The 26,223-nt window shown below is 37.0% G+C and carries 26 protein-coding genes; 12 read left to right on the plus strand and 14 right to left on the minus strand.

Features of this window, described 5'->3' with window-relative positions; all coding sequences use genetic code 11:
- Positions 1–62 precede the first annotated feature (62 nt).
- From DV702_RS12820 to DV702_RS16875, 4 genes are all read right to left on the minus strand, one after another.
- Positions 63–848 carry a YibE/F family protein gene (locus DV702_RS12820; RefSeq protein WP_114925105.1) on the minus strand — a complete coding sequence of 262 codons (786 nt, stop codon included), beginning with the start codon at positions 846–848 and terminating at the stop codon, positions 63–65.
- A complete protein-coding gene (locus tag DV702_RS12825) occupies positions 845–1,957 on the minus strand; it encodes a YibE/F family protein (protein ID WP_114925938.1) in 1,113 nt (370 codons plus the stop codon). Before DV702_RS12825 ends, DV702_RS12820 begins: the two co-directional genes overlap by 4 nt.
- Positions 1,958–2,508: 551 nt before the next feature.
- Entirely contained in the window at positions 2,509–2,985 is a 477-nt protein-coding gene (locus tag DV702_RS12830) for a YhfM domain-containing protein (RefSeq protein ID WP_114925106.1), read from the minus strand.
- A 162-nt stretch (positions 2,986–3,147) separates the two neighbouring features.
- The gene (locus DV702_RS16875) at positions 3,148–3,312 is read right to left on the minus strand and encodes a hypothetical protein (protein WP_162805798.1); all 165 of its coding nucleotides are present in this window, start codon (positions 3,310–3,312) and stop codon (positions 3,148–3,150) included.
- A 492-nt stretch (positions 3,313–3,804) separates the two neighbouring features.
- Between DV702_RS16875 and DV702_RS12835 the strand changes: the two genes are divergently transcribed.
- Positions 3,805–4,194, plus strand: coding sequence for an OsmC family protein (locus tag DV702_RS12835; RefSeq protein WP_114925107.1), 390 nt, complete (start codon positions 3,805–3,807; stop codon positions 4,192–4,194).
- Between the two features lie 115 nt (positions 4,195–4,309).
- Positions 4,310–5,665, plus strand: a complete 1,356-nt coding sequence (locus DV702_RS12840) for an S-layer homology domain-containing protein (protein ID WP_114925108.1) — start codon at positions 4,310–4,312, stop codon at positions 5,663–5,665.
- A 143-nt stretch (positions 5,666–5,808) separates the two neighbouring features.
- Here DV702_RS12840 and DV702_RS17365 read toward each other — a convergent pair whose 3' ends face one another.
- Positions 5,809–6,009, minus strand: coding sequence for a helix-turn-helix domain-containing protein (locus DV702_RS17365; protein ID WP_162805799.1), 201 nt, complete (start codon positions 6,007–6,009; stop codon positions 5,809–5,811).
- A gap of 50 nt (positions 6,010–6,059) precedes the next feature.
- Entirely contained in the window at positions 6,060–6,599 is a 540-nt protein-coding gene (locus DV702_RS12850) for a hypothetical protein (RefSeq protein ID WP_114925110.1), read from the minus strand.
- A 474-nt stretch (positions 6,600–7,073) separates the two neighbouring features.
- Here DV702_RS12850 and DV702_RS12855 point away from each other — a divergent pair, with 474 nt between their 5' ends.
- From DV702_RS12855 to DV702_RS12870, 4 genes are all read left to right on the plus strand, one after another.
- Complete coding sequence (locus DV702_RS12855; protein ID WP_240315737.1) at positions 7,074–7,817, plus strand: AAA family ATPase; 744 nt, start codon at positions 7,074–7,076, stop codon at positions 7,815–7,817.
- Entirely contained in the window at positions 7,810–8,211 is a 402-nt protein-coding gene (locus DV702_RS12860) for a hypothetical protein (RefSeq protein WP_114925112.1), read from the plus strand. The genes DV702_RS12855 and DV702_RS12860 overlap by 8 nt, the downstream gene beginning before the upstream one ends.
- Before the next feature lie 164 nt (positions 8,212–8,375).
- Positions 8,376–9,197: a DUF3800 domain-containing protein gene (locus DV702_RS12865; protein ID WP_162805800.1), complete on the plus strand. Its 822-nt coding sequence runs from the start codon at positions 8,376–8,378 to the stop codon at positions 9,195–9,197.
- A gap of 9 nt (positions 9,198–9,206) precedes the next feature.
- Positions 9,207–9,539, plus strand: coding sequence for a hypothetical protein (locus tag DV702_RS12870; protein ID WP_114925114.1), 333 nt, complete (start codon positions 9,207–9,209; stop codon positions 9,537–9,539).
- Positions 9,540–9,590: 51 nt separating this feature from the next.
- Here DV702_RS12870 and DV702_RS17370 read toward each other — a convergent pair whose 3' ends face one another.
- On the minus strand, positions 9,591–9,734 hold the full coding sequence (locus DV702_RS17370; RefSeq protein ID WP_371682761.1) for a helix-turn-helix domain-containing protein: 144 nt from the start codon (positions 9,732–9,734) through the stop codon (positions 9,591–9,593).
- A 415-nt stretch (positions 9,735–10,149) separates the two neighbouring features.
- On the opposite strand from DV702_RS17370, the gene DV702_RS12875 reads away from it, so the two are divergent.
- On the plus strand, positions 10,150–10,437 hold the full coding sequence (locus DV702_RS12875) for an IS66 family transposase (RefSeq protein WP_162805801.1): 288 nt from the start codon (positions 10,150–10,152) through the stop codon (positions 10,435–10,437).
- Positions 10,438–10,698: 261 nt separating this feature from the next.
- Here DV702_RS12875 and DV702_RS12880 read toward each other — a convergent pair whose 3' ends face one another.
- The 5 genes from DV702_RS12880 to DV702_RS12900 all read right to left on the minus strand — a co-directional run bounded on the left by DV702_RS12880 (position 10,699) and on the right by DV702_RS12900 (position 17,048).
- Positions 10,699–13,191 (minus strand): FtsX-like permease family protein, encoded by a 2,493-nt coding sequence (locus tag DV702_RS12880; protein ID WP_114925116.1) that lies wholly within the window; start codon positions 13,189–13,191, stop codon positions 10,699–10,701.
- Positions 13,188–13,943 carry an ABC transporter ATP-binding protein gene (locus DV702_RS12885; RefSeq protein WP_114925117.1) on the minus strand — a complete coding sequence of 252 codons (756 nt, stop codon included), beginning with the start codon at positions 13,941–13,943 and terminating at the stop codon, positions 13,188–13,190. Before DV702_RS12885 ends, DV702_RS12880 begins: the two co-directional genes overlap by 4 nt.
- Positions 13,936–15,318, minus strand: a complete 1,383-nt coding sequence (locus DV702_RS12890) for an ABC transporter ATP-binding protein (protein ID WP_240315616.1) — start codon at positions 15,316–15,318, stop codon at positions 13,936–13,938. Before DV702_RS12890 ends, DV702_RS12885 begins: the two co-directional genes overlap by 8 nt.
- 160 nt (positions 15,319–15,478) lie before the next feature.
- A complete protein-coding gene (locus tag DV702_RS12895) occupies positions 15,479–16,606 on the minus strand; it encodes a transposase (protein ID WP_114925119.1) in 1,128 nt (375 codons plus the stop codon).
- Positions 16,572–17,048: a transposase family protein gene (locus tag DV702_RS12900; protein WP_114925120.1), complete on the minus strand. Its 477-nt coding sequence runs from the start codon at positions 17,046–17,048 to the stop codon at positions 16,572–16,574. The genes DV702_RS12895 and DV702_RS12900 overlap by 35 nt, the downstream gene beginning before the upstream one ends.
- A gap of 273 nt (positions 17,049–17,321) precedes the next feature.
- Here DV702_RS12900 and DV702_RS12910 point away from each other — a divergent pair, with 273 nt between their 5' ends.
- From DV702_RS12910 to DV702_RS12930, 5 genes are all read left to right on the plus strand, one after another.
- Entirely contained in the window at positions 17,322–18,584 is a 1,263-nt protein-coding gene (locus tag DV702_RS12910; RefSeq protein ID WP_114925121.1) for a hypothetical protein, read from the plus strand.
- A gap of 11 nt (positions 18,585–18,595) precedes the next feature.
- Positions 18,596–19,729, plus strand: coding sequence for an HAD family hydrolase (locus DV702_RS12915; protein ID WP_114925122.1), 1,134 nt, complete (start codon positions 18,596–18,598; stop codon positions 19,727–19,729).
- A gap of 160 nt (positions 19,730–19,889) precedes the next feature.
- Entirely contained in the window at positions 19,890–22,856 is a 2,967-nt protein-coding gene (locus tag DV702_RS12920; protein ID WP_114925123.1) for a Tn3 family transposase, read from the plus strand.
- A gap of 473 nt (positions 22,857–23,329) precedes the next feature.
- A complete protein-coding gene (locus DV702_RS12925) occupies positions 23,330–24,142 on the plus strand; it encodes a hypothetical protein (RefSeq protein WP_114925124.1) in 813 nt (270 codons plus the stop codon).
- Between the two features lie 57 nt (positions 24,143–24,199).
- Positions 24,200–24,511 (plus strand): hypothetical protein, encoded by a 312-nt coding sequence (locus DV702_RS12930; protein WP_114925125.1) that lies wholly within the window; start codon positions 24,200–24,202, stop codon positions 24,509–24,511.
- 833 nt (positions 24,512–25,344) lie between these two features.
- Here DV702_RS12930 and DV702_RS12935 read toward each other — a convergent pair.
- Both DV702_RS12935 and DV702_RS12940 read right to left on the minus strand, forming a co-directional pair.
- Positions 25,345–25,695, minus strand: a complete 351-nt coding sequence (locus tag DV702_RS12935; protein ID WP_114925126.1) for a hypothetical protein — start codon at positions 25,693–25,695, stop codon at positions 25,345–25,347.
- Positions 25,692–26,204, minus strand: a complete 513-nt coding sequence (locus tag DV702_RS12940) for a MerR family transcriptional regulator (protein WP_240315617.1) — start codon at positions 26,202–26,204, stop codon at positions 25,692–25,694. Before DV702_RS12940 ends, DV702_RS12935 begins: the two co-directional genes overlap by 4 nt.
- Positions 26,205–26,223: the final 19 nt, after the last annotated feature.

Below are 26,223 nucleotides of genomic sequence, written 5' to 3' on the forward strand. Positions count from 1 at the left end.
TCTATTTTTTTCATTCGATATATAATATATCGAAATGAAAAACCATCAAAGAATTCGCCGCATTACGAATTCTTCGATGGTTTTTTTTTCACTTGCTTCATTTTCACCAAAAAGTAGGCATTCATCCACGATGCGATCGGAATCACTAATGCAATTCCAAGCCCCGCGCAAAGTATTAAAATCATTTCCGAACTAAAGATTTTCGAATTTACAATATCTCCTATCGTATAATTTAAATCTTTAAACCAAATTAGCAATGCCAAATAACCTCCGAAAAAGGCAAAAAATAACGTATTCGTATCAGTCGCTAAAATATCCCGACCAATACTGACACCCGACGTAAATAATTCCTTTTTACTCAGCGTCGGCATATGCTTGGATACTTCATGCATAGAGGAAGCAATCGAAATCGCCACGTCCATAATAGCCCCAATTGTACTCACAATAATGACAGAGGCACCGATCTTCATGAAATTTACACCAATATAAAGTGAAAGCCCTGCAATCGCTTCTTCTCCTTCTTCGCCAAATCCATGAATCATCAGCTTTTGAGAAACGATGACGATAAAAAACAGTAATAGACTAATTGTTAGCATCGTAGAAATAAAAGCAATCACCGTTTTGCTATTTACTTCATTAATATAGAAAAGACTAATACAACCTATGACGATACAAGCAATGAATGTAATGACAATCGGATTAGCGGAGGCATCCAACATAAAAAACACAGTGAAAAATACGACACCAAAGTTCAGGAACAACGAAATAAAAGACTTCACTCCCTGCTTTCCACCAACGAGCAACATCAACACGAGTAAAATCGCTGCAAGTACTACTAATACATTCATACACTCGCCCTCTTTCGCTCAATGAAAAAGATCGCTGTATAAATACCAATAGGAATCGTTAAGACAATACCAATTCCACCAGCCAATGCCCGTGCTATTTCTAAAGACAGATTCATCGAATAAGCAAATCCTACGGGTGACGCGTTTTTCAAAGATAAAATAAGCATCGGTATCGAGCCACTAATATACGCAAAAAATAAAATGCTCGTAATCGTCCCCATCACGTCTTTACCTATATCCATTCCAGACGCCCGTAGCGCTTTAATCGAAATTTCGTGGTTCCTTTCATATAAAGCAAACAGCGAAGAAGACATCGTAATCGCCACATCCATAATAGCCCCTAATGACCCAATAAACAGCCCCGCCATAAACACCGTATGATAAGGGCGCGTCAAAAACTGCATTTCCTCATAGCGCAACCCATTTCCTGAAGTAAGCCAGATAACAAGTGACGTGATGGTCAATGACACAACGGTTCCGATCAACGTTGCAACAATCGCCGCATAGGTCTTTTCATTGAAACCACTAACAAGCAACAATGAAATGGCGGTAAATAATAAAATACAGATCCCGCAAACAACTAATAAACTGACATCATAATATTTCACATAAACATCTAAAGCGAGAGACAATAGCAGCACATTCATCGCAAAACTAATAATCGCTAATAACCCTTGCTTATGGCCAACAATCAATAAAGTAAAAACAAAGATCCAAGCAACGATCAGCACATATTTATCCCGCTTCACATCCATGATATTACCTACTAACTCTTTACCTGCCTCCGAATCAATGGAAATAAATAATTCATTCCCGATATGATACTGCTGATCATATGCTCCTGAAGCAGAGTATTGATTAGTCAAATGAATTTCCTTACCTTGCTCGTCGCCGTTTTTTATCCTAGCTCTAATACTTTGCGTAAACAGCGTATCCTTATTACCATGCATATCCGTTACTTCCGATGTTTCATCCACTGTCGTGCTAATCACTTCAGCAATCGTGCGATCGTAAAGTGAATGGTTATTGTTTACGAATAGGATAGAAGAGATACAGCTAAGCGCCAAGAAAAAATAGATGAACCATTGCGCCACTTTTATATTTTTCATTCTAATTATGAATCTATTCAAGACAAAACCTCCTAACGCACTTTAAGGTATGACATAGGTTAAGCCTACCATATATAGGACGTAGGATTGGCAGAAATAGTTTGTTTTTTATGCAGTATAAGAGTTCTACGTAAAAGATAGTTGTAATTGTTTTATTTAACATGAATATTTAAATAAACATGAAGTGGCATTAGGTTTGCTGAAGTAATACATGCAGCAGAAGGTTATCGACTTTACTGGGATGGGCGTCTTAGGGACTTTGAAGCAGAATCTGAAGGAGTTGACGGAATAGAAAGCCACATCGAAATTCATACTAAAGAACAACAAGTGATCCCGGTAATCATTAGGAAGATTATCGGTAAGGATATTAATCAAGTAGAAATTACATTTACATCCCCTAATTAAAAAGTAGTCATACCACTACAAGAGAACCAAAAGTTTTGGTATTTCTTTTATGAAAGTGAACCTAACGAAATTGATGTTCACTATGTGAAGAATTTGTACAATTATTTATTACAATAACGGATTGTAGACAGTTAAAGATCACCCTACTATTGAATAACTTCCAGTAACTGATCCGTCATTTCCCGCGACACAGTATAAATAGTATGTGTATCATCCACACGCATGATTGTACTTTTTTGCCCTTTTTCACCAAGCCATAGATGATAACCTTGCGCGCTTCCGTCGGCAAAGACCACCTCGATGTCATAATCAGTAGCAGCCATGCCCACGATGCCCGGCTGTCTAACAGCATTGGCGATTGCCTGCTGCATCACTTTAAGCGTCTCTTTCTCTTCAGTACCAATTAGAACATCTGTATTCATTTTATCAAATGCTGTAAACGTTGAAATGCGGACATTGACGATATCACTATTCACTTGAAGACCTATCGATTCATTCATTTCTACCTCGCTAGTCGGAATAACTGTGTTCTCTACTCTTTCTTTTATCGCCTCATTTTGTTGACAAGCAACTGAGATTAACGAAACGAAGACAATAAGTACGAATGACATCCACCTTTTCATGTGACACTCCCCCTTTTCATGTTAGACTCATAAAAGCAAGAAAGGTTACACAATTCCAACTAACTAAAGACATAACAAAACAAGGTGCCTATGCACAAAACGATTGGGATCAACTCCACAATTGTTTTTGCTAGGCACCCTGTATCGAGCTTTCTTCGTTACTTACATTTGTTGTTCGCATAGGTAACTACACTCCGCCAATCCGTTCGCATACGCTTCTTCCCATGTGATTCCATTCACATAGCCATTTTCCGAGTAATCCGTGATGAGGTAAAACGTTTCATTTTGCTCTGGCTGTGTTGCAATGTTTTGATAGTTATTTTTCATAAAAAAGACCCCCTAGATTTTGTATTTTGCATAGTATATGTCTACTGGAAAATAAAAGAACTCTTTTTCATTTTTATTAACTAAAGGCTATATGGTAGCGCTTACATTTAAAAATGAAAGTAAAAGAATTTCTTTATATCTATCCAAAATATATACTGTGCTGTTTTTTAATAATTTGATGAATTCTTATTATTATAACATACGACAAGCTATTTATGCAAGTACTTTATAAAATAAAAATAAGCAACTAAGTAGATTAGTACCTTTTTCGCTTGACCTTTTTAATTTTCCGCATTCTTTCTTTTCATGTCAAGGCTGTTTATTATCCAAAGAAGCGAATTGATATTTGGAAATGAAATGCTTTTAATGAGTGGTTTTAGAAATAGTGTACGTATTAGTGATCGTCAGAAGTTAAAATCTACTAGCTAGGCAATGTTCTTTGGATTTCTTCTATAAACAACGTATACTAATTCGCATAAGGAGCTGATAATAATGAAATTTCATATGACAGAAAATGGGTTTGATACCGAAACAGAATTTGGTACACTGCATATTTCATCCGATGAACATAAAGGTTTTCGACCGTATCAATTACTAGTCGCATCTATCGCAGCTTGTGGCGGTGGCGTCATGCGAAAAGTACTTGATAAAATGCGCACACCTGCTGACGATATTGTAGTAGAAGTGAAAGAGGTCGTCCGCTCGCAAGACGATGCTAGTCGCGTGCTAAAAATTCATCTCCACTTCACGGTGTTCGGATCAGCAATTAAAGAAGAAAAGATGCCGAGAATCATGGAACTAACAGAGAAGAATTGTTCCATGTTACAATCTGTAGTAGGTTGTATAGAAATTGTAAAAACATATGATATTAGACCTATCTAACAAACTGATCCGACAATATTAAAATTATTGTCGGATTTTTTCGTGTCATTTTCCCTACACGTTTCCAAATTATGTTGTATACTGAAGTAGATACTAAAAAAAGGAGGCTATTCTTTTGAAAAAAATACTTATTGGAGCACTTACTGCTCTATTTATCTTTGCGGCTATTCCGTTTCAAACACAAGCGGCCACTTCATTTTCTGATGTAGAAAAGCATTGGGCGAAGAAAGAAATTATGTATTTATCGGAGCGCAATATTATCGGTGGCTATCCAGACGGTACATTTAAGCCAAACGAAGCAATCACTCGGGCACAAGCTGCTTCTATGCTCGTGAAGGCATTGAAGATTCCATTAGTGAAAAATCCAACGATTACATTTAAGGACGTTTCCAAAAATTCACCTTACTATCAAATCCTTGCAACTGTAAATGAAAAAGGCATTCTACGCGGAGATAATGGGTTGATGCGTCCGGGCGAAGAAACATCCCGTGTACAAATGGCTGCGATTTTACGTCGTTCGTTCAAACTACCTTTGGACAAGCAAGCGACATTCGTGGACGTTTCAGAATCACATTGGGCTTTTGAAGACGTAAATGGTATTGCGAAAAAAGGCATTACCGGCGGATCAAATGGTAAGTTTATGCCTGGTGATTCAGTGACACGCGCACAATTTTCTGCCTTCCTAGTACGTGCATTAGATGACTCTATGAAACTTAGTGAATATCACTCATATGTTGCAAAAAAAGGCACAACAGTTGAACAAAATGGTTTTTCTTACACGATTGCTAAAGACAAAACATCCACTAAGTTATTTAAGAAAAACCTAAAAGCTGGCACTCAAGTTGCAATTTTAGATAAAGCGACTATGCCTGACAATGGAACAAACCGTGAATTATTAATGCCAGGATACCAACTGATTATGTATAATGACGATTTGTACATTCCGTTTTGGAATCTAATTAACGATAAGACAAATATGCCTTCTGGTTACAATCTAACAAAGATTAATGCAAATACATGGAGCTACACGATTGGCACCATTCCAATTGAACAAAAGTTCCGTAATATGTTTATATGGAACGACCGAATTTTCTATACGATCGAAAAAAATAAAGAGCGTGTATTTGATTCGAAATTCAATCCAGAAAATCCGATAGACGATCCACTGATCTTGTATTCAACAACACTTGATGGAAAAAACAAGAAACAAGAGCTCGTGTTTGACGCGCGCGTAATTTTTCATGAAGTGGAACGGACTTCAAAAGATGTTCAAGTGAGCCACAACAATAAATCTGTGCTATTTGATCATTCTGCTATGTATTATTTCAATAAAACTGGCGTCTACAAATACAATCTTTTAGATAAAAAGACGACTAAACTCGCTTCTGTTGTAGCGAAAGATATGCAAGTAGAAACAAAACAGTTGGTAGTGACCGATCAACAAGGGAAGAAACATTCGCTTAAGAAATAAAGCAAAGAATCACACAAAAAAAGATTATCTCAAAAGTCAGGAACCACTGGCTTTTCTGAGATAATCTTTTTCTTTGTAGATGAGACAATTTTTATTGATTGTCGTTGTTATAAAGTCTTGTTTCAATAAGTTTTCTCATTCTCCTATCGCGCAGTTTGAAGAAGCTGGACGATATTTTTTGTTATAATGGATTGAATTCCATTCCTTCCCTTCAGCAGCTTAACACATTTTAAACTGACGCAATAGCCTAGTTCAAGGAGTTTTTTATGAATTTTGAGCGCACCATATCGCCCATCGCTTTCTTTATGGATCGTTCGGATGCATTCCAGAATCTCCTCCCGCACATCCTCTCTATTTATTAGGATAGAGACTTAACTAAGTTGTGCACATACATCTATACTAGCTCCAATTTCACATAGTGGACATCAATGTCGTTAGGTTCTCCTTCGTAAAAGAAATACCAAAACTCTTGGTTCTCTTGTAGTGGAATGGCTACTTTCTTATTAGTGGTTGCAAATGTAATTTCTATTTGATTAATATCCTTATCGATAATCTTCCCAATGATTACCGGGATCACCTTTTCCTCACTATGAATTTCGATGTAACTTTCTATTCCGTCAACTCCTTCAGATTCTGCTTCAAAGTCCCTAAGACGCCCATCCCAGTTAAGTCGATAACCTTCTGCTGCATGTATTACTTCAGCAAATCCAATACCGCCTGCGGTAAAAATCATGATTTCTGTATCGTCATGTTCTTCTATTGCAATGAGGCTACCTTTATTGTACCCTTCTTGTTTGAAAAAGGATTCTATCGCTTCCTCTTTTGTCTTATAGTAAGTATGGTTTTGGATTTCTTTCCCTTTCTCAGCAGAACAACCGTAAAGAGTCATAATCGTAAGTGCAACAATCAAAAAAATTTTATATATAATATTCATTGACCTACCTCCGTTATTTATAGAAGATGGCAAGATACATTTGGATTAGCATAAATATATTGTGAACTACTAACCCTTATCCGTTTTTCTTTCAAATTCATGGATTGCTTGCACTAGCGTTGCATCGTAGTAGCCGTTGTTAAAGCTACGATATGCAGTCTTTGATGCTTCAGTATTATACACGGACCATATGATGTAAGAATTATCGAACCTCAATGGTAGTAGCCGCGACCCGACTCATCTTTGTAACCTCAATCAAATGCTTCATCTGAGAAAGTGTTTATAAGTCCGCACTTGTGAGATCTCTGTTGTTCCCATCGTTACATAGAAAGACTTATCCAACTCAAGAAAGTACTTACGTATCGTAACAGTCTTTAACCCCAACCGACTGGCTATTTCACTGGTTTTTATGCTTGCTTCAGTATCGTGATAGGGAACCTTAAAGGTGGCGTGGGAAAAACGAAGGTATCGGTCATGGCAAGTTGGGAGTTAGCTTTTGACCGCAATAAAAAGGTGTTGCTTGTCGATATGGATCCGCAAGGCAATGCGAGTACATTAATTGCGTGTTCCACAGGGGTCACTGAAATTAATACTAGTATTTTCGAAGGCTTTCAAAATGGTTCATTAAAAGAATGCATCGTCAAAATGACGGACAATCTGCATGTCATTCCTGCACAAGTGTCCTTTAAAAACTTCCCGAAATTTTTATATGCCAATGTAAAAGAAGAAATTGATCAAGTTTCTTATTTAAAGAAGCTACTTGATCCCATTCGTGATGACTATGATTATATTTTCATTGACGTTCCTCCAACCATCAGTGACTTCTCTGATAACGCGATGATGGCTGCTGATTACGTATTAATCATCCTGCAAGCACAAGAGCTTTCTTTAGAAGGTGCTGAAACGTATATCAAGTATCTGCAATTTATGGCAGATAACTATGATGCAGATATCCAAGTCGCAGGTGTTCTTCCTGTTCTGCTTCGTCCAGGTGGGCGTGTCGATATTTCTACGCTCGAACGTGCAAGAGAAATGTTCGGCAGTGATAACGTCATGGACAGTGTCATCAAGCACTTAGAACGGCTTAAAGCGTGGGACGTCACGGGAATTACGAATAATGATATGCATGACCGCAAAGCCCATCAGGTCTTCTTAGATGTCATTGACGAGTTGGAAGCGAAACTGGCCCAATTCGAGGAGGCTGGTAAGTATGAGTAATGAAAAAGGTGGATTAATCAAAAAGAAAAAGAAGCCGACAATCATACAGCCGTCCGTACCTGTAAAGAAAAGTGATATGGACTTCGGCTATACAGAGCCACAAAAGCAAGAAAAGCCTGCTACTGTTAAGCCTACAGCAAAACCTGAAGCAACAAAAATTGCCCCTCCTACACCTCGCAAAAAATTAGGTGTCGGCAAGACAAATAGTACCAAAAGCTTAAAAGTCCCTACATTGATTCACAGTGAATTGAATTTACTCGGATCCTTTATGGACGAGCATAAGACGTACGTTATTCTTCAAAATTTGATTGATAGCTATGTGAAAAACGAGCTGACCGATCGCCAGCAACGACAGTTTGACTTTATGGTTGAGGCATTTTTTGAGGATAAATAACAAAATAATACTTATCAAAAGTAGAAATTTCTACTTCTTCGAGATATCAAGACATAAAAAAAGAACGCGTGTACCAAGCGACACGAGTTAAGCGTTTCGTTATTAGTTTGTATTCCCATTATGTCAAAAGGATATACATTTTGTCAAGAAGAACGGAGGCGACAATGACCATGCAGCAAGAAACACCTCATTTACTCATTTGCTTTGATGAAAGTGGCAAGCAAAGCCGCGATCCTATTCAGTTAATGGGCGCATTTTCAATTCCTACAACTATTTATATGCACCCACAATATAAAGATTTACATCTATTAAATAAAGAGTATACGCTGCACTGGAAAGAGTATGGAGGCGATGGAAAAGATCGAAAAGGCATTGAAAAGCTATTTCAACACGCTCTCCCATTAGCCGAGTACATGAATTTCAACTTTATCCGTTATTCAAGGTCCGTATTGGCTGAACAAGCCAACGTATTTCTAGATATTTACGAATCTAAACAAGTCATTGTCGATAATACCGTTTACGCAAAGTTACCTGAGCGGATTTGCTACGGTTTGCTTAGAGGTTATGATGAGCATAATCATGTGCAAGCAACTATCCTAATTGAAGATGCATCTGAATATCGCTCCAGAGAATTGGATCAAACAATCAAAAACTCATTAAATATCCATTCTTTATACCGCGGGGAAGATTATGTTATTAGAGAATGTGATTATCGCAGCAAAGGACAAGAAATCGGCATCGAGATTATTGACATTTTACTCGGGATTGTTGGGTTAATCCTTGATAATCCATCTGCTATATCTAACAAGAAAAAGGCCAAGATTCATTTAGTGCTGAAACTCTTGAAGGAAAACAGATTACAGCCATTTTTAAAAAATCTTCGTCTGTTTGAATTGCAACAGTCCAATCAGCTGAAAGAAGCTAATATTGAAGCAAGTATTAAGTTATTCATCTCGAAAAACTATGAAACATTTATTACGTTATAAATCAGGTGATTGGAGGTAATAGATTCTGTCAGCTATCCAACGTTTGATGGTGATGTAGATCCGTTTCGTTTATTTTTATACGATGAAATAAATGCATATCTAATTGATTACAATGAAAACATTTCCCACGAAGTTGATCCAGTAGCACCAGCAGAAAAAATTGCCCAAAAAGGTTATGAAGAAATAGGCAATACAATTATTCGCTTAATTCAAGATGGCGACTCCTGCGGGAACAGCACGAGCCGAAGACCCTGGACTGAGCGCAGCGAGAGAAGCGTCCAGTCGCAGCGGAAATCAACTTTTCCTGGTGTTTTCTCTATTGTAAAAGAAAAAAGAATGTAGGCATTTCCGAAGTTTGTCTACAGTCTGAGAGTAGCCTCAGCTACTCTTTTTTTACAACCAATATAAAATCCTCATAGGTGTACAGCCCGTCTTCAGCTGTGATGGCTCCAGTTCATTGGCAATTGTTTGGTGAGCGCGTTCCAGATGTCGTCCAATGTCTCGGTTGGAATGCCAAGCTATTTGAAAGTCCCAGATACCTCAGATGAAATCAGTGCGGCGGCTGTTACAGTGCTTTTACGTTTCAAAATAGACGGGACAGGAATGTGCTGCAAATTCAGATACAATGGTGTACTAACTAATCCATTAGTGATATATATATGGTGCGTTCTGCTCCGTCATCTTGAAGTCTAAATGGAATTCATCATTTAGACTTCATGTATGCCTGTACGTTTATTTATATTCTTCGCAGATGACTGAATGCCAAGGTGTTATTCTCTCTTAATTGTTCAGCACTTCCCATTCTTCTCGAGATGGATTGGCTGAATGCCAACTCCAAGAATGGACAGATTGGCGTGGATTTCTGTAACCAGCTCTATGCGTTGGAACGGCAGTTTCGTGAACTACAGCCAGGGGAAACGCCGTCGAATGCAGAAAAAGTATTCCAATCCATTTGAAGAAATTCTTCAAATGGATTGAAGTAAGCCCTTTTTACGGAACGAACACGCTGGCAACAGCGGCAGAATATACGTTGAAGCGAACAAAAGAGCTTCAGCTATTCTTGACAGACGTTCGTCTAGAGATAGATAACAATCCAGCAGAAAACGTCATCCGTCCGAATGTGTTTGGACGAAAAAACTGGCTGTTCTCTGCCAGCGAAGCGGGCGCGAGAGCGAACGCCATCAGTCTCAGCCTGGCAGAGACGCCAAATTATATGGAATCGATATCTATACGTACTTGAAAAAGTATTTACAGATCTTCCTAATCTGGAATTCGGCCAGTATCCTTCGCGACTGGATGACTATCTCCGTGGTCTTCACAAATCCAGCAGGAATGTAAAAAATAATAGCCCGCTGCTTCAAAAACATGAAGCAATCGGGCTATTTGTACGGCGTACCGAAAAGATGCGCTTTTTTATATTACGGGCTGACAGTATTCTGTGTAAAGGATAATGATTGGGAATTAAGAGTTTTATTTAGGATATAATATAAATATATAGAAATTACTTACTATCTTGATTTAATTCTAAAATAATTTTCTTATTTCCTAAACGGGATGCAAACGGTATAAAAATCACGAAGGCCATTAATATCATTATCCCTGCCATCAAACCTATTATTGTGAAATTGATGTACAGCTTACCTGGATCAATTAAGGAAATAACAATAGTTAATAAAACACCAGTAAAGAGCCCTAAAGATAATCCGATTAAAAGATACAAAATGATTTGTGTGAGTATGACGTTAATTATCCCGCTTTTGCTCAATGAAATGGTCCTTAATATTGCAAACTCTTTCCTTTTTGAATTAATGTTGTTAATTAGCGTATTAAATACCCCTACAATGACGCTAATTAACATAACAGAAATAACAACAATAAAAATGGACCATCTTTGATAAAACATGTCTTTGGATTTTTTCAAGGATTCCTCATAACTATTAATTTGAATTTCAGGAAAATGCATCCTTAATTGTTCCAGTTCCTCAACTACTTGGTCTACATTTCTTCCTTCGACATATAGTTTATGAAAAACAATGAAATTAGATCTGTATTCGTCTTCATTCCAATCTATATAGACATCAGATTCTTTTATTTTAGTGACGATTGCACCAATTTTATAATTTCCAGAACTGCTTACCCTTTGTTCCTTTTCTGAGTATTTTCCAATCTCGACAATATCGCCAGCTTTTAAATTGTACTTCTTTGCAAATTCCTCTGATATTGCGATAATCTTGTCGCCATCGTACTGTAATACAGGAATTAATCCCTGTTCTTCCATGTTATGAAGATCACCTAAAGTATAATCAAATGAGATGTTTTGATGTTCGCGAATCATTTCAGCTCCAGCTTTGGTGCTTATTGAGCTAGACTTATCAATGCCAGTGATTCTCTCTGCCTCTGTTTGTATTTCTATAGGGTTAACAGTAGAGTTTAATCCAAGACGACTCTTCAAAACAATACTTGTAGGAAACTGTTCTTTTAAATACTTTTCCTCATTTTTTTGTATAGTGTTTAACATAATGGATCCAAACACAGCAATAATCATCAGAGCACTAATAGTTAAAATCACAAAAGTATTCTTTTTGACTTGAGGTATTATGTTTTTGATTGCAATATATGAAGCATTACCCAAACATTTTTTTATTAATGGCGCCAGTCGCATTAATATTGGTGACAAATAGATTGGAAACAGGATGAATATTCCAGCTACCAATAAAATGGCAGACAATAAAATGCTCATTACCTGGTTGTCTTCTTCACTCGCTAGAAATTTCCCTAACACCATAATAATTAAGCTACTTACAAGAAATAACTTCCCAAAAAATCTATTATATTTGAACGTTTTAAAATTGCTTTCCTCGTTATCCTGAATGACCTTAAGTGGAAGAACTTTTGTGATTCTTATTGCTGGGACTACCAAAAAAAGTTGAATAATCAACATACAGATCAATGTTATTAACCATGCTAATTTAAAATTAAAGTCAATATTAGATGTTGTAAATGAGAATATTTTTTCAAGCCATTCATGCAGATAATTGTTACTAAATATAGAAATACATAGTCCAAGAATTGACCCGGTCACTGTTATAAAAAAGCTCTGAACCAAAACAATTAAAAATAATTGCTTGGTAGTCGCTCCGATTGACCTCATAATTGCAAATTGATTCTTATACTTGTACAGAAAGACTTCAAAGTTTGATATGATCAGTAAAGACGTCACTATGATAATTAAAAAGGACAGTACTATTATAAATATATTTAAGGATTCAAAATTACTTTTAAGAAAGGGATCTTCTTCGGCAATTTCGATTCTTAAGTCTTTATCAATCTCTTTGATTTCATTAGCTAAAGAAAGTTTCTCCACGTCTTCCTTTGCCTTTATCAATAAATAAGTCGCCTCAATATCTTGGTTGTATTTATCAGACATGATTTCTTGGAGTCTATGGTGCGAAACCAAAAGGATATCAGGAGTGAGTCCTGTTGAGTTTAGATCTTCTAAAGTTTCAACCAGTTTGAAACTTCTTTCTTCAACTTCTAAATTGCTTCCAGTCTCTTTACCTAACGCTTCAGCTAATCCTTCATTCACAATAATCTCGTTTTCTTCTAAGTTTTCCTTAAAATGATACCTACTTTTTGATAAGTCATCATTCTTTACTCCGACTGTGTAAAAATCAGCTTTCGAGGCACCTGTATCAAGCGTCAGTTGTGAAATCAAAACACTAGATACTTGCTCTATATTGTCATTTGATTTTAGGGCAGTCAAAAAGGATTTATCAATAAACTTTTCACTGTCATTTTCGTAACCAACAGATATATCCATTTTACCATACATTTTTGTAACTTCATTCTTTAAGGTTTGTTTTGCATTCAATGAGAATAGTGTCATTGAAACAATCAAAGAAACAGATAGAATAATACCAATTATAGAGGTGATGGTAATTAATATATTCGCTTTTAAAAAACGGATGGGTAAGCCAAATTTCGAATATATCATTGGTCGATCTCCATTATTTTTTGGAATTTCTTTAAAATATTTTGTAAGTTATTTTTACTCTGACACTCATATTCATCCACAATCTTTCCATTATGGAAAAATAGTACCCTATCAGAATAAGTTGCAACGTTAGGGTCATGAGTGACTATAATAATACTTTTATCTAAACGTTTTTTCATATTAACTAGAACATTTAAAATATCCTTAGTGGTATTGAAATCCAAATTCCCCGTGAGTTCATCTGCCAATACTATTGGTGGTGAAGTGATCAAAGCCCTACTGATAGCGACTCTTTGTTGTTGCCCCCCTGAGAGTTGGATTGGTCTATGTGATTTCCATTTTGCGAGTCCAACCAGGCTTAGCATTTCATCTACCCTTTGTTCCACTTCTTTTTTTGCCAGTCCTTTTAAGATAAGTGGTAAACCTACATTTTCTTCAACCGTCAAATCCTTAAGAAGGTTGAAGGATTGGAAAATAAATCCGATATTATCCCTTCTATAAAGAGTAGCTTTTGGTTCCTCAAAAAAATCTTTAGTTTCTTTTCCATTTAGAAACACTTTCCCACTAGATGGCTCATCAAGTGCTCCCAAAATGTTCAATAGCGTACTTTTCCCTGAACCGCTTGTCCCCATAATGGCAAGAAGTTCTCCGGTGTACAGCTCAAAAGAGACCCTGTCCAGAGCAGGCACTTTAAATTCTGTACCTTTATAGACCTTTGATAAATTTCTTACTTCTAATACTTTATTAGCCATTTTCCACCTCTGTGAACACATTTTCATCTTTATACCAGTTTGATTGTGATTGGTACATTTCGTAGAACAGTCCCCTCTTTTTTATTAAGGTTTGGAAAGAGCCTTCTTCTACGATTTTTCCTTTGTCCAACACAATTATCCTATCAGAGTATTTAGTTGGCCCCAGTCTATGTGATATAGTTATGGTTGTTTTATCTTTAGATAAACTGTTGAAGAGTTCAAAAATTTCTAGTTCTGTTATAGGATCAACAGCAGCTGTTGGCTCATCTAAGACGATAACGTCCGAATCTTTTAAGAACCCACGTGCAATAGCGATTCTCTGCCATTCTCCTCCTGATAAATCACTGCCGTCTGGTATTTCCCTTGTTAAATATGTCTCTAGCTTGTTTTTATAGTTTTTCACTTTGTTTGAAAGGCCGACACTTTCTAACAATTGATAGAGTTCTTCATCATTTTTTAATTTATCTAAATCTCCAAAAGCAACATTCTCTCTCACACTATACTTATACTTAAAAAAGTCCTGGAATATAGCAGATATTTTATGATAATAGCTTTCTCTATTAATTTCTTTTATATTTCTTCCGTTTATATAACAACTCCCCTGATTCACCTCATATAATCCAATTAAACATTTCACAAGAGTCGTCTTTCCAGACCCATTATAACCAACAATAGAGACATTTTCACCCTTCTTAATTGTTAGAGAAATATTAGCCAAAGCTTTCACATCACTTCTAGGATAGAAGAACGTCACATTGTCTAAGCTTATACTTTCGATACTCTCCACATAATCTTCTTTCTTATCTCCACCATTTTTCACTTCGTATTCTAAAATACTCATTAAAGCATTATTAAAAATTGCTGTCTCAAAGATTGAACCTAAATTTCCACCAATAGAAGAGAACAGAGTTTGAACAGTAGTAACAGCTCCCAGCAGAGCTACATAGTCACCTATAGATAAAACTCCCTTAGAGATCTGATTTATAAGGATTAGGGAAACACATAAACTGGCAATTTGCAAGAATAGGGCAGCAAAACTCTTGGTTTTTGCCTCCCATCCAGCTAACCCCAAATTCCTTTTCTGGATATTTTTATAAAGATGAGACCATCTTTTAATTAAATAATCTCCAAGATTATTAATTTTAATTTCTTTAATGGAACTTTTATTAATAAATAGGCCATCTGTAAATCCAAGTTCCCTTTGTAATGGTGAGGTTGTAACATTCATTTTATAACTTCTAGATTTTGCGATAAATATAAGTACAATTCCTGGCAACGTTGATACAAACAAAGCAATTGGCACGGTCCAATGAATGGATAGAAGAATCCCCAAGATACCTACAAGCGATATCAAGTTTTTTAAAATTCCAATCACACTGCTAATTACTTTCACACCGTTTCCATTTATTGCAGTGTTGGCTAAATTTACAGTATCAAAGAACTTGTGTGACTGCTAAACTAAAATGGCTCTTACGCAATCTTGGTGAACAATTACTAGTGTAAGCTGCAGAGTAAAAAATGTTTTTTGAAAATAATTACCATTGATAAAGAAATCTATTTCGCAGAACATCAAACCCGGCTCTTCCATACATCATCCGTTTGATTGTTTTCAATCGATTGACCTGGCCTTCTACTGGATCGTTGCTCCATAGTTCCCGAATTCCAAGTGTGACGGCATCAAGATCCTGGCAGATTCCATTGATGAACGAACGGATAAATTTATCTTCGATACTCTTCTGTCTTTCAATCCATGCCGGCAGCTGTTGATCCTTTTTTGACTTTACTAGCTCTCTGAACGAATGTACCAATTCATTAAATTTTGTTATGAGAGGAAAGGCGGTTAACAACTCTGGATGCAGCTCAGCGATTTCATCTAGGCTATCCTTGTTATCAGGATTCCATATAAGGGAAAGGATTTTTTGTCGAAACGAGAAGGCCTCTTTACCTTTACGCTCTATTTTTTTGCGCTCTTTGGCTATCATGGTGTTCAATGTGGTCATAGAACCGGTATAGCCTTCTGTACAACATTGCTCCTCAATCACCTTTGCAGTCTGGCCTTTTTTTACTAGGGAGTGGATCAGCGGGCGATATTTTTCATAGGGAGATCCCCTCTGGTGGTTTGGCTTTCTGGTCTGACGCAAATCTGAATACACTGTCCCCCTTGAAATGCCAAGTTCCCTGGCAATAGCCATTACTTGAAATCCTTGCGCAGACAGAGCTTGAACCTGTTGAATGCGCGCCCACCTTTTATCTTCGTTTTCCATTCTGATCTTTTCGCTTTTACGAAGAGGATCCTCTCTGTCTGTTTTTTCAGTTATCGTCTCATCCAACGAATCAGGAATCCATTTTGCAGGTATATGTGCATATACTGCCTTTTTCACAGAGTCGAACAGTTGATGGAGAATATGCCAGCGGTCTGCTGCCTGTACTATTGCGTGTGAAGCTTCGCGGACGGCTTTCGCATAGCTCTTTGACCCATCCCGAGTAATGAGTTTAATTTCCGGACGGGCGGAAAGCCATACAGCTACCTGTTCATGCTCTCTTGAATTTAACATGTCCAATGGTTTATGGGTCAACAGATCAATCAGAACGGTTCCGTAGGTCATTCGCTTTTTGAAAGCAAAGTCATCAATACCGACGAAAGGGAGAGTGTCCTGGTTCATAAGAAAGTTTCTTTACCTTTCTGAGAAGTGTATAGTGGCTGACAGGAATATAAAGGGCTCTGCAGACTTTCTCGGCTGTCAGGCAGTTGGTGGAAAGGGCAATCTTTTCAAGCGCATGTTCCAGACGTTCAGTTCTTCTTTGATAAGGCTTCAGCCAAGAAAGACGCTCGGTAAAAATACGGGATTCACATTCGGAATTGTCGCAGAACCATTTGCGGACTATGATCTGCAACTGAACCGCTAGATTGGAAAACGGAAGGTCGTTTACCCGCCGGCAATAGCGGCTATGCGGGCGGCTTGAAGCTTTTCGGCATGTGGGACACGTGGCTGAACTCGAATTAACTTCAAGGATTATAAATAGATTTTGATTTGTCTGCTCTTGATGAATTACTTTCACATGAGCATCAGGCTGACCAATAGGATTATCAACATAAGACAGCATGGGGATAGCCACCTTTCCATTTTTAGAAACTATACCCCGAAAATGAAAAAATAAAGCTTCACCAACATTACGTAAGAGCCTTAATTTTGAACAATTAATCGCTTTCAGACAACAATATGTCGTTCTATCTGAGAGGCAAGAACGAGGAAATATGAATGTTCGTTTTATTCATAAAGGTGAAAGAAAGACAGAGTGGCAATCAGTGGCTCCTAATTTAGAAGATGTCTTCCTATACGAATACCGTGATGAAATACAAGGGGAAGTATAAGTACAATGAGAATTGTTTTTTACGAATTTAAAAAGGCATTCACATCGCCTATCCTACTTGTACTTACTCTCTTATTTATGTCATTCAACATTTTTTTGATTTTTAGTAACTCTTATTATAAAGAAGAATTGACGGTTGCGAACGATGTTGCTGAAACATATGGGGTTAAAATAACCGACGAATCTTTACAAAAACTCGAAAAGGATTTGCAATCAGACGTTATAGAGTTAAATCAAATCACAAGCAAACATACTAGACAGGAATACAGCAGTGTTAATGATTTTTTAGATAGCTTGCAGTATAAAGACCACAGTTTATACAGTGAAAATGAATGGGCTATTTTCAATCAATTGCAGTTAAAAGGACTGTATTTTAATAGAGCAAAAAACATTGACAGTGATTATGAAAAAATTAATTGGAAAGAGCATGCAAGTGATCAAATAGAAGGCTACAGTTTGAATGGCGATGCTGCAAAGATATTGAGAAATGAATATGATAAGCTCTCGAAGCGTTTCGAAGAAATGAAAGAAAGTGGCGAACATAAAGAGTGGTTTTTCATGGGGACGCAATATAAGATGCACAGCTTTTTGTTCAAAACCATATTCGGACATCTGATTTTTGAATCAATAATTCTAATTGTGTTAGCAACGGCTTTAATAACCAATTTTGAATTTGAAAATAAAACACATCTTGTTATGTATCCCACAAAGAGAGGACGACAGTTAATGAAGGATAAGCTTTTCGCTTCCTTTATAACAACGACAGCGATTACAGCTTTATTAATTTTGATTACTCTTGGGATTTATTTTTCAGTGTTCGATTACTCGAATCTTTGGGGCAGTTCGATTAGCAGTGCGTTGAACTGGGAGTATACGCTACCGTATGTAGCATGGTGGGACCTATCATTTATAAATTTCCTTTTGTTGAGCATTTCACTCGTTTACGTGTGTATGCTTCTGTTTTCAGCTATTACTTTTGCCATTTCCCTTCTTGTGAAAAATAGTTATTTTACATTCTTTATTTTTGCAGTTTTTTTTGCAATAGCTTATATGGTACCAGCGTATATACCCGGTTCATCAAAATGGATGATTATTACCGGATTTACTCTTTCATCGCTTGTGATGAATCCACATGTGTTTTTCATGGGAAACGGCGAACTAGCTATGTTTAAGTATTATGAGTCAATTACGGTTGTTGTATGGTCAGTGTTCGCCATCGCTTCATGTTTCTGTTGTCTTAAAAAATTTAACAAACAAGAAATTCATTAAGGAGAATTATTATGCAGGTTTTATTACATGAAATAAGGAAAATACTTACGTGGAAAATGCTTATTTTACTAATTCTTGTAAACTGGATCGTTTTCTTTTTGTTCGTTGAGTACGATATTAAAAATTTTGCAACCGGAAAAAATGATTCGTATCATATTGGTGTTGAAATGGTAAATAAGTATGGAACAGATATGGACGAGAATGATTTTTTAGATTTCAAAAATACCTATGAAAAACAAATAGAAAAAGCAAATCATTATTTGCAGTCAAAAAAGGAATTTGTTGATGCAGGTATTAAAACGTATACTGATTTTTTAAATATGGATTGGGATAACGAGAAACATCACGCACTTTTTGACATGGTAATGCACCAAGAAAATATTGAATTATTTTGGGAACTTCAAGAGAGAACAAGGTTGATTGAATTTTATGAGGGAAAAGAAGCCAGCATGGAATTCAAAAGAAAGAATGTAAATACTAGACAACAAGTTCGATATGATGAATTAATTGAAGCCGGGCATTATCAAGTTTATCCGGGTGTGGCTGCAGAGAACTTTGAACGATTTATTAGTAATGTCGCAATTGCCATTATTTTGAGCGTTGTGTTGGTCATATCGCCGGTCTTTATCAATGATCGTTCAAGGCGATTACCAGATTTGCAGTATACTACTAAGAAAGGACGTAATCTTTATAAGACAAAGGCTGCGGCTGGTCTGATTTCTGCCTTCATCGTAATGACCATCTTACTCATTATTTATTTCAGCTTATTCTCGTTAAACGGCACATACATGTTTTTCAAAGTCCCACTGCATATGTTTATTGGACCTAACTATTGGTATGACCCGACGTTATTCCGGTACATTGTGTTGACGGTATTCGCCATATACATTATTGGATTTATTATCGCTCTGTTAGCGATGTCTTTCTCAAGCATTATGCCGAATTATATTTCCTTAATTGGTATTCAAATTCCATTTGTAATGGCAATGCTTATGTTTGGATTACCTTATTTAATTGGACACATCATCAGTATATCGGTACCCCAATGGGTCGTTCCGTCTTCCTATAGTGTAATGGTTGTATCTAGTGCAATTTTTATTGTTCTTTTATGGAAACGGGAAAAGAAGAGGGATGTTGTACTGTAAACTTCATTCCATTTAAACATCAAATCTAAAAGCCGATTCTTCCTTTTTAGGAAAATTGGCTTTTAGATTGAGAAGTTATCTTAGCGCTTGTTTTTCGCATTTTATTATGGTCTCTAATTGAACTAATAAACTAAAAAATTACAGAAATGAGATGATACTTGTGAAAATTGCGAGAGGAAGAGAATTACTTACATTAGATCAAAGACAAACACTTATGCAAATTCCTGAAGATGAGTGGATATCAGGAACCTACTATACTTTCTCCCAACGAGATTTAGAGATCATAAATAAGCGAAGAAGAGAAGAAAACTGTTTAGGGTTCGCCGTCCAATTAGCTGTTCTTCGGTATCCCGGTTGGTCATACACCCATATCAAAAGCATCCCAGATTCAGTCATACAGTATATATCGAAACAAATCGGTGCCAGTCCATCTTCGCTTAGTCTTTATCCTCAAAGAGAAAATACACTTTGGGATCATTTGAAAGAAATTCGAATTGAATACGACTTTGTAACTTTTACTCTAAAAGAATATCGAATGGCATTTAAGCATCTTCATCAATCAGCTTTGGAAAATGGTGACGCTATTCATTTGTTACATGAATGTATAGATTTTCTAAGAAAAAATAAAATCATCCTACCTGCTATCACTACACTTGAAAGAATGGTGTGGGAAGCAAGGGCAATGGCCGAAAAGAAGTTATTCAACACGGTTAATCAATCTCTAACAATTGAGCAAAAAGAAAAACTTGAAGAGACTATTACCTCACAGCATCCATCCGAATCCAATAAAACGATATTGGGTTGGTTAAAGGAACCGCCGGGTCATCCTTCACCCGAAACATTTCTTAAAGTAATAGAACGACTGGAATACATACGAGGAATGGAATTAGAAACGGTACAAATTAGTCATTTGCATCGCAATCGCCTGTTACAGCTATCTCGCTTAGGTTCAAGATATGAGCCTTATGCATTCCGTGACTTTCAAGAAAATAAACGTTACTCGATATTAACCGTCTATTTATTACATCTTACTCAAGAGTTAACGGATAAAGCTTTTGAAATTCATGACAGACAAATACTCAGTTTGTTATCAAAAGGCCGTAAGGCTCAAGAGGAAATTCAGAAACAAAACGGTAAAAAGTTGAATGAGAAAGTTATACACTTTACGAACATCGGACAAGCTTTAATAAAGGCAAAACAGGAAAAATTAGATGTTTTTGAGGTTTTAGAATCCATTATTGAATGGAATTCTTTTGTCTCTTCGGTGGAAGAAGCTCAAGAGCTTGCCCGTCCTGCCGACTATGATTATTTAGATTTACTGCAAAAAAGATTTTATTCACTTAGAAGATATACGCCAACGCTTTTAAGGGTATTGGAATTTCATTCTACAAAGGCAAATGAGCCACTTTTACAAGCTGTTGAGATTATCCGAGGAATGAACGAATCTGGAAAGCGAAAAGTGCCTGATGACTCACCTGTGGGTTTTATTTCAAAACGATGGAAAAAGCATTTATACGAGGATGATGGTACAACAATTAATCGCCATTACTATGAAATGGCTGTTTTAACAGAACTCCGGGAGCATGTTCGGGCAGGAGATGTTTCCATTGTTGGCAGCAGACAATATAGGGATTTTGAAGAATATTTATTTTCAGAAGATACATGGAATCAATCGAAGGGGAATACGAGATTGTCTGTTAGTTTATCATTTGAAGATTATATAACGGAAAGAACTAGCAGCCTTAATAAAAGGTTAAAGTGGTTAGCTGCCAATTCCAACAAGCTAGATGGTGTTTCTCTTGAAAAAGGAAAACTGTCACTTGCACGTTTAGAAAAAGATGTTCCAGAAGAAGCAAAAAAATTTAGCTCAAGCCTTTATCAGCTGCTGCCAAGAATAAAATTAACTGATTTACTCATGGATGTGGCTCACATAACAGGATTTCATGAGCAATTCACTCATGCTTCTAATAATCGAAAACCAGATAAGGAAGAAACAATCATTATCATGGCTGCCCTTTTAGGAATGGGAATGAATGTTGGCTTGAGCAAGATGGCCGAAGCCACACCCGGACTTACATATAAGCAACTAGCCAATGTATCTCAATGGCGCATGTATGAAGATGCAATGAATAAAGCCCAAGCCATATTAGTAAATTTCCATCATAAATTACAGTTGTCCTCCTATTGGGGAGACGGTACAACATCCTCGTCAGATGGTATGAGAATGCAGCTAGGTGTTTCATCACTGCATGCAGACGCAAACCCACATTATGGAACTGGAAAAGGAACCACTATCTACCGTTTCACTAGTGATCAATTCTCTTCTTACTACACAAAGATTATTCATACAAATTCAAGGGATGCGATTCATGTTTTGGATGGATTATTGCACCATGAGACGGATCTAAATATAGAAGAACATTATACAGACACTGCTGGTTACACAGACCAAATATTCGGACTAACTCATTTATTAGGATTTAAATTTGCTCCTAGAATAAGAGATTTATCAGACTCTAGATTATTTACAATAGATAAAGCAAGTGAATATCCAAAATTAGAAGCCATTTTACGTGGACAAATAAATATAAAGGTCATTAAAGAAAATTATGAGGATGTTTTGCGTTTAGCTCATTCTATAAGGGAAGGAACAGTTTCAGCGTCCCTTATTATGGGAAAACTAGGTTCCTATTCAAGACAAAACAGCTTGGCTACGGCCTTACGTGAGATGGGCCGAATAGAAAAAACGATTTTTATTTTAAATTATATATCGGATGAATCATTAAGAAGAAAAATTCAAAGAGGATTGAATAAAGGAGAAGCCATGAATGGATTGGCAAGAGCTATTTTCTTTGGAAAACAAGGTGAGCTTAGGGAACGTACCATACAGCATCAATTGCAAAGGGCCAGTGCCTTAAACATAATCATTAATGCCATCAGTATATGGAATACCTTACATTTAACAAAAGCAGTTGAATATCAAAAACAAGCTGGTAGTTTTAATGAAGAATTATTGCACCATATGTCGCCTCTAGGTTGGGAACATATTAATTTGCTAGGAGAATATCATTTTAATTCCGAGAAAATGGTCTCTTTAGACTCTTTAAGACCATTGAAATTTTCTTAACGTTGTTAAAAATGGGGGAATCGTCTCGAAAATGTGCTTACCGTTGTAAATCCGCATTTTCCTGACGGTACCCCACATTCTCCTTTCTTGATAAAGGTTACTTAAATACAGCTTAATTGTATCGCTGGAAGTTACCTTAATAAAGAATAAAGTGAGAACTTGCCATGAAGGCTTGTAAGGTTGCCATAAAGGCAACCACAGTTACGAAGGCATATTAGCTTCGTTCTACAATCCGACCAAATCTATTCGATATTTTGACAAAATTGAAAATTTACTGAAAATATGACATAATGTAAGAATTCTAGTGTAAAATTTGCAAGATAAGTAATGCGAGGGAAGGGGGGAAGACCGGGTCTCATTATTCAGCCAATCGCGTCTAAGTGATGAAAAAGTTATTGTACTATTACCCCTATTTAACAAGTCTTATGGTTAAACTCTTAGTAAAAATCCAAAGATAAGGGAGAGATCGTAACATGAAAAAAATACTCTTTTCATTCGTGCTATGCTTTTCAGTACTGATGCCATCGACGGCAGTATTTGCTGCAGAATCCGCAAGTGTAGAAAATAAGTATGATGATGAAGAAATTAACAAACAGTTAAAAGAACTTGGAGCTACCGATGAATATATTTCAATGATACCATTAGAGCAAAAATTAGACATAATTAATAGTAACCCGAAAAGTTTCAGTGTAGAAAAAACAGATTATTATATAGACTCTAACGGTGATCTGCAGGAAATTGAAACAGGAGGAGTTCAAACTCAGAAAACAATAGGTACGTCTGATCTGTCTTTATTTAATGGTAAATCGGATTTAGGTTATATGAATGGCCGAAAAACTTATAGAGTCTACGTTAACTGGGAATGGTACAAAGCTACAGCGTTTAATTTTGTCGATAAAATAGGATTATCTTACAGTGATAATTTTCAAACAAGAGTTGCAAATAACGGAAGATACCAGTGTAAAGCTTATTCTAAAAATATAAACACCGGTACTACTGAAACAACAGATTGTTATGGAAGACCATCAGAAATAACTTTTGGCGGAGCTGCATGGAACCATGATGTGAAATTTGGAGCCGCATGGAGAAATTCTGGTTATGCACAAATGGATATTGAAACAAAAAGCAGTAAAACTCCGTCTGGCACTGGCATACTTCTCTCAAAGTATCTTCATAAAACTGGTTCTCCAGGTTCACTTGGGGTAAGTATTAAATACGTTTCGATTAGCGTTAGCAGCGGAAGCGGTTATGATGAAGCTGCAAGCCAAACTTCTTGGAACTTTTAAGCTTTACAATTTAGCCCCATTTTGAATACGTTATAAATATTAAAAGGGGCGATCTGCATGAGAAATCGTATAGTTTTATCAGCTATTTCAATTTTAATTATACTAGGCATTCTTGTTTATGGCATTGGAAATCGTGACGATATCCAAACGGCCACAACCGAACAAACAAAGGTGATTAGCAAGATGAATTCATCTGAAGGGCAATGGATTATTCTTGCTGACGATAAAAAGATTTATGTAGAGAATTTTAGCATATGGGCTTTAATTAAAGAGAATGAAAATTATACGATAGTTTACGAGTTAAAGAAAAATACAAAAAAATACTATTTAAAAAAAATAGTGCCAGAAGATTACCATGGCCGATTTTAATTTATCTAATAGAATTAGTGCGCCACTTATATAAATAAGTGACGCACTTTTTATATTTTATCTAGCTTACAAAGAGGGGCAGGCTACGGGTTTGTACGTACAAACGCCGCAAACGTTGTTTCGCTCGGTAGGAAATTTCCTACGACCTTTACAAATTTTTCGTGCCCCTTTTTTCAAAAAAGGAGCGTGAAATTTGTTGTCGCTGCGCTCGATTTTTCATTTTTCTTTGAAGATAAAAAGAAAAAACTCCTGTCACTTTAGCGTGACAAACAGCGCTTTTTTTCTGTCACTCTGGCGTGCCTAAATGAAAAATTTCTGCTATCACGAAAACATCAGGCTCTGCCTGATCTATCACCGAAAGTGATAGCAGTTTCCCCTTATGCTCTTCCTCACTATCCGTTCATTTCCCATCCAAAAAATTACTAGAAAAAAACGAGCCGAGCGACAACCGTTTCAGACACCTAAAATAAAATTTTGGGTGTGCAAACGGTCAAGGTGGTAGGAAAATTCCTACCAAGACAAAAATTTATTTTTGGGGGTTGCCCGGGCAAACCCCTAGCTTGCCCTCACACCGAGTGGCTAAAAAAGTTTTCCTTCCAGTCACTTTTTAGAAGCGCAAAACTTTGGCCAACATTTCTTGAAGAGATAGAAAGAGCATAAGGGAAAACTGCCCCCACTTGTCGTGTGGGAGTAGGCAGAGCCTACTGTTTTTATGGGTACAAGAAAAGTCGATTTTGTCACTCTGGCGTGACAGTAAAAAACGCCGTTTGTCACGCTAGAATGACAGGTTTTCCAAACAAAAAAACAGCCGGAAGAAAACCACCGGACTGTTTTTAATAACGTAGATCAATCGCCTGTTTGATCACTTTTGTATTTTCTTCGTCCAATGGCCGCATGACTTCGCCGAGTGGAATTTCATCAATCGAATTGTTGAAGCATTGGAGCGCAAAGCGAATCATTCCCTGCTCGCTTGAAGAAAAAACCCCCATCAATTCATGGACCTCATCGACATCAATTGTGCCTTCCTCGTCGATCGTTCGGGCGATCTGTTTCGCTTTGCAAGTCGCCCCGATCACGTAGGCAAACGAGCCATATTCAGTGTCTTGAGCGAGCGTCTGCACGCCTAATTTTTCTAATAAAAAGCTCGTTTCTTCTTCATGCCAATCGCTTTTGAAATAGGTCATTGCCGAACCTCCCTTTCTCGTTTAAATAACCGCTGCCACCACGAAATTTTTTCTTCCTGGTGCGAATCAGCTGCAAGATATTGCCGCAGCTGTTGGGTCAATATCCGGTCACGCTGTTCAATCGTTTGGTGCAACCGTTCCTCCAATTCATCGAGGAGCATTCCCCGTTCTTCCTCAACTGCCTGCTTCACAATGTCTGCTAATTCACGCTTGGATAATCGAATCATTTCAGAGTAGACGCTTGGTGTCTTGCCGGAATTTTCACTGGCAAAATCCCTTGTCGCTATTGCTTGGATGGCGTCCGACAGTGGCACAGCATTAGCAATCAGTTTCTTCAATTCCCGAAGCGCTTTGAAATCGCGCTCGTAGTAAATCCGCCGATCTTTATCGTTGCGCTCAATTACATAGCCGTGTTTCTCCAAGTCGATCGACCACCTGCGAAGCGTAGAGGTTGTGATCTCCAATTCCAGTGCCACGTCTTTTGAAAAATATCCGAATTCGTTTTCCATAGCGTTCATCGCCCCCTTG

It is taken from the genome of Sporosarcina sp. PTS2304, assembly GCF_003351785.1.
Classification (GTDB): domain Bacteria; phylum Bacillota; class Bacilli; order Bacillales_A; family Planococcaceae; genus Sporosarcina.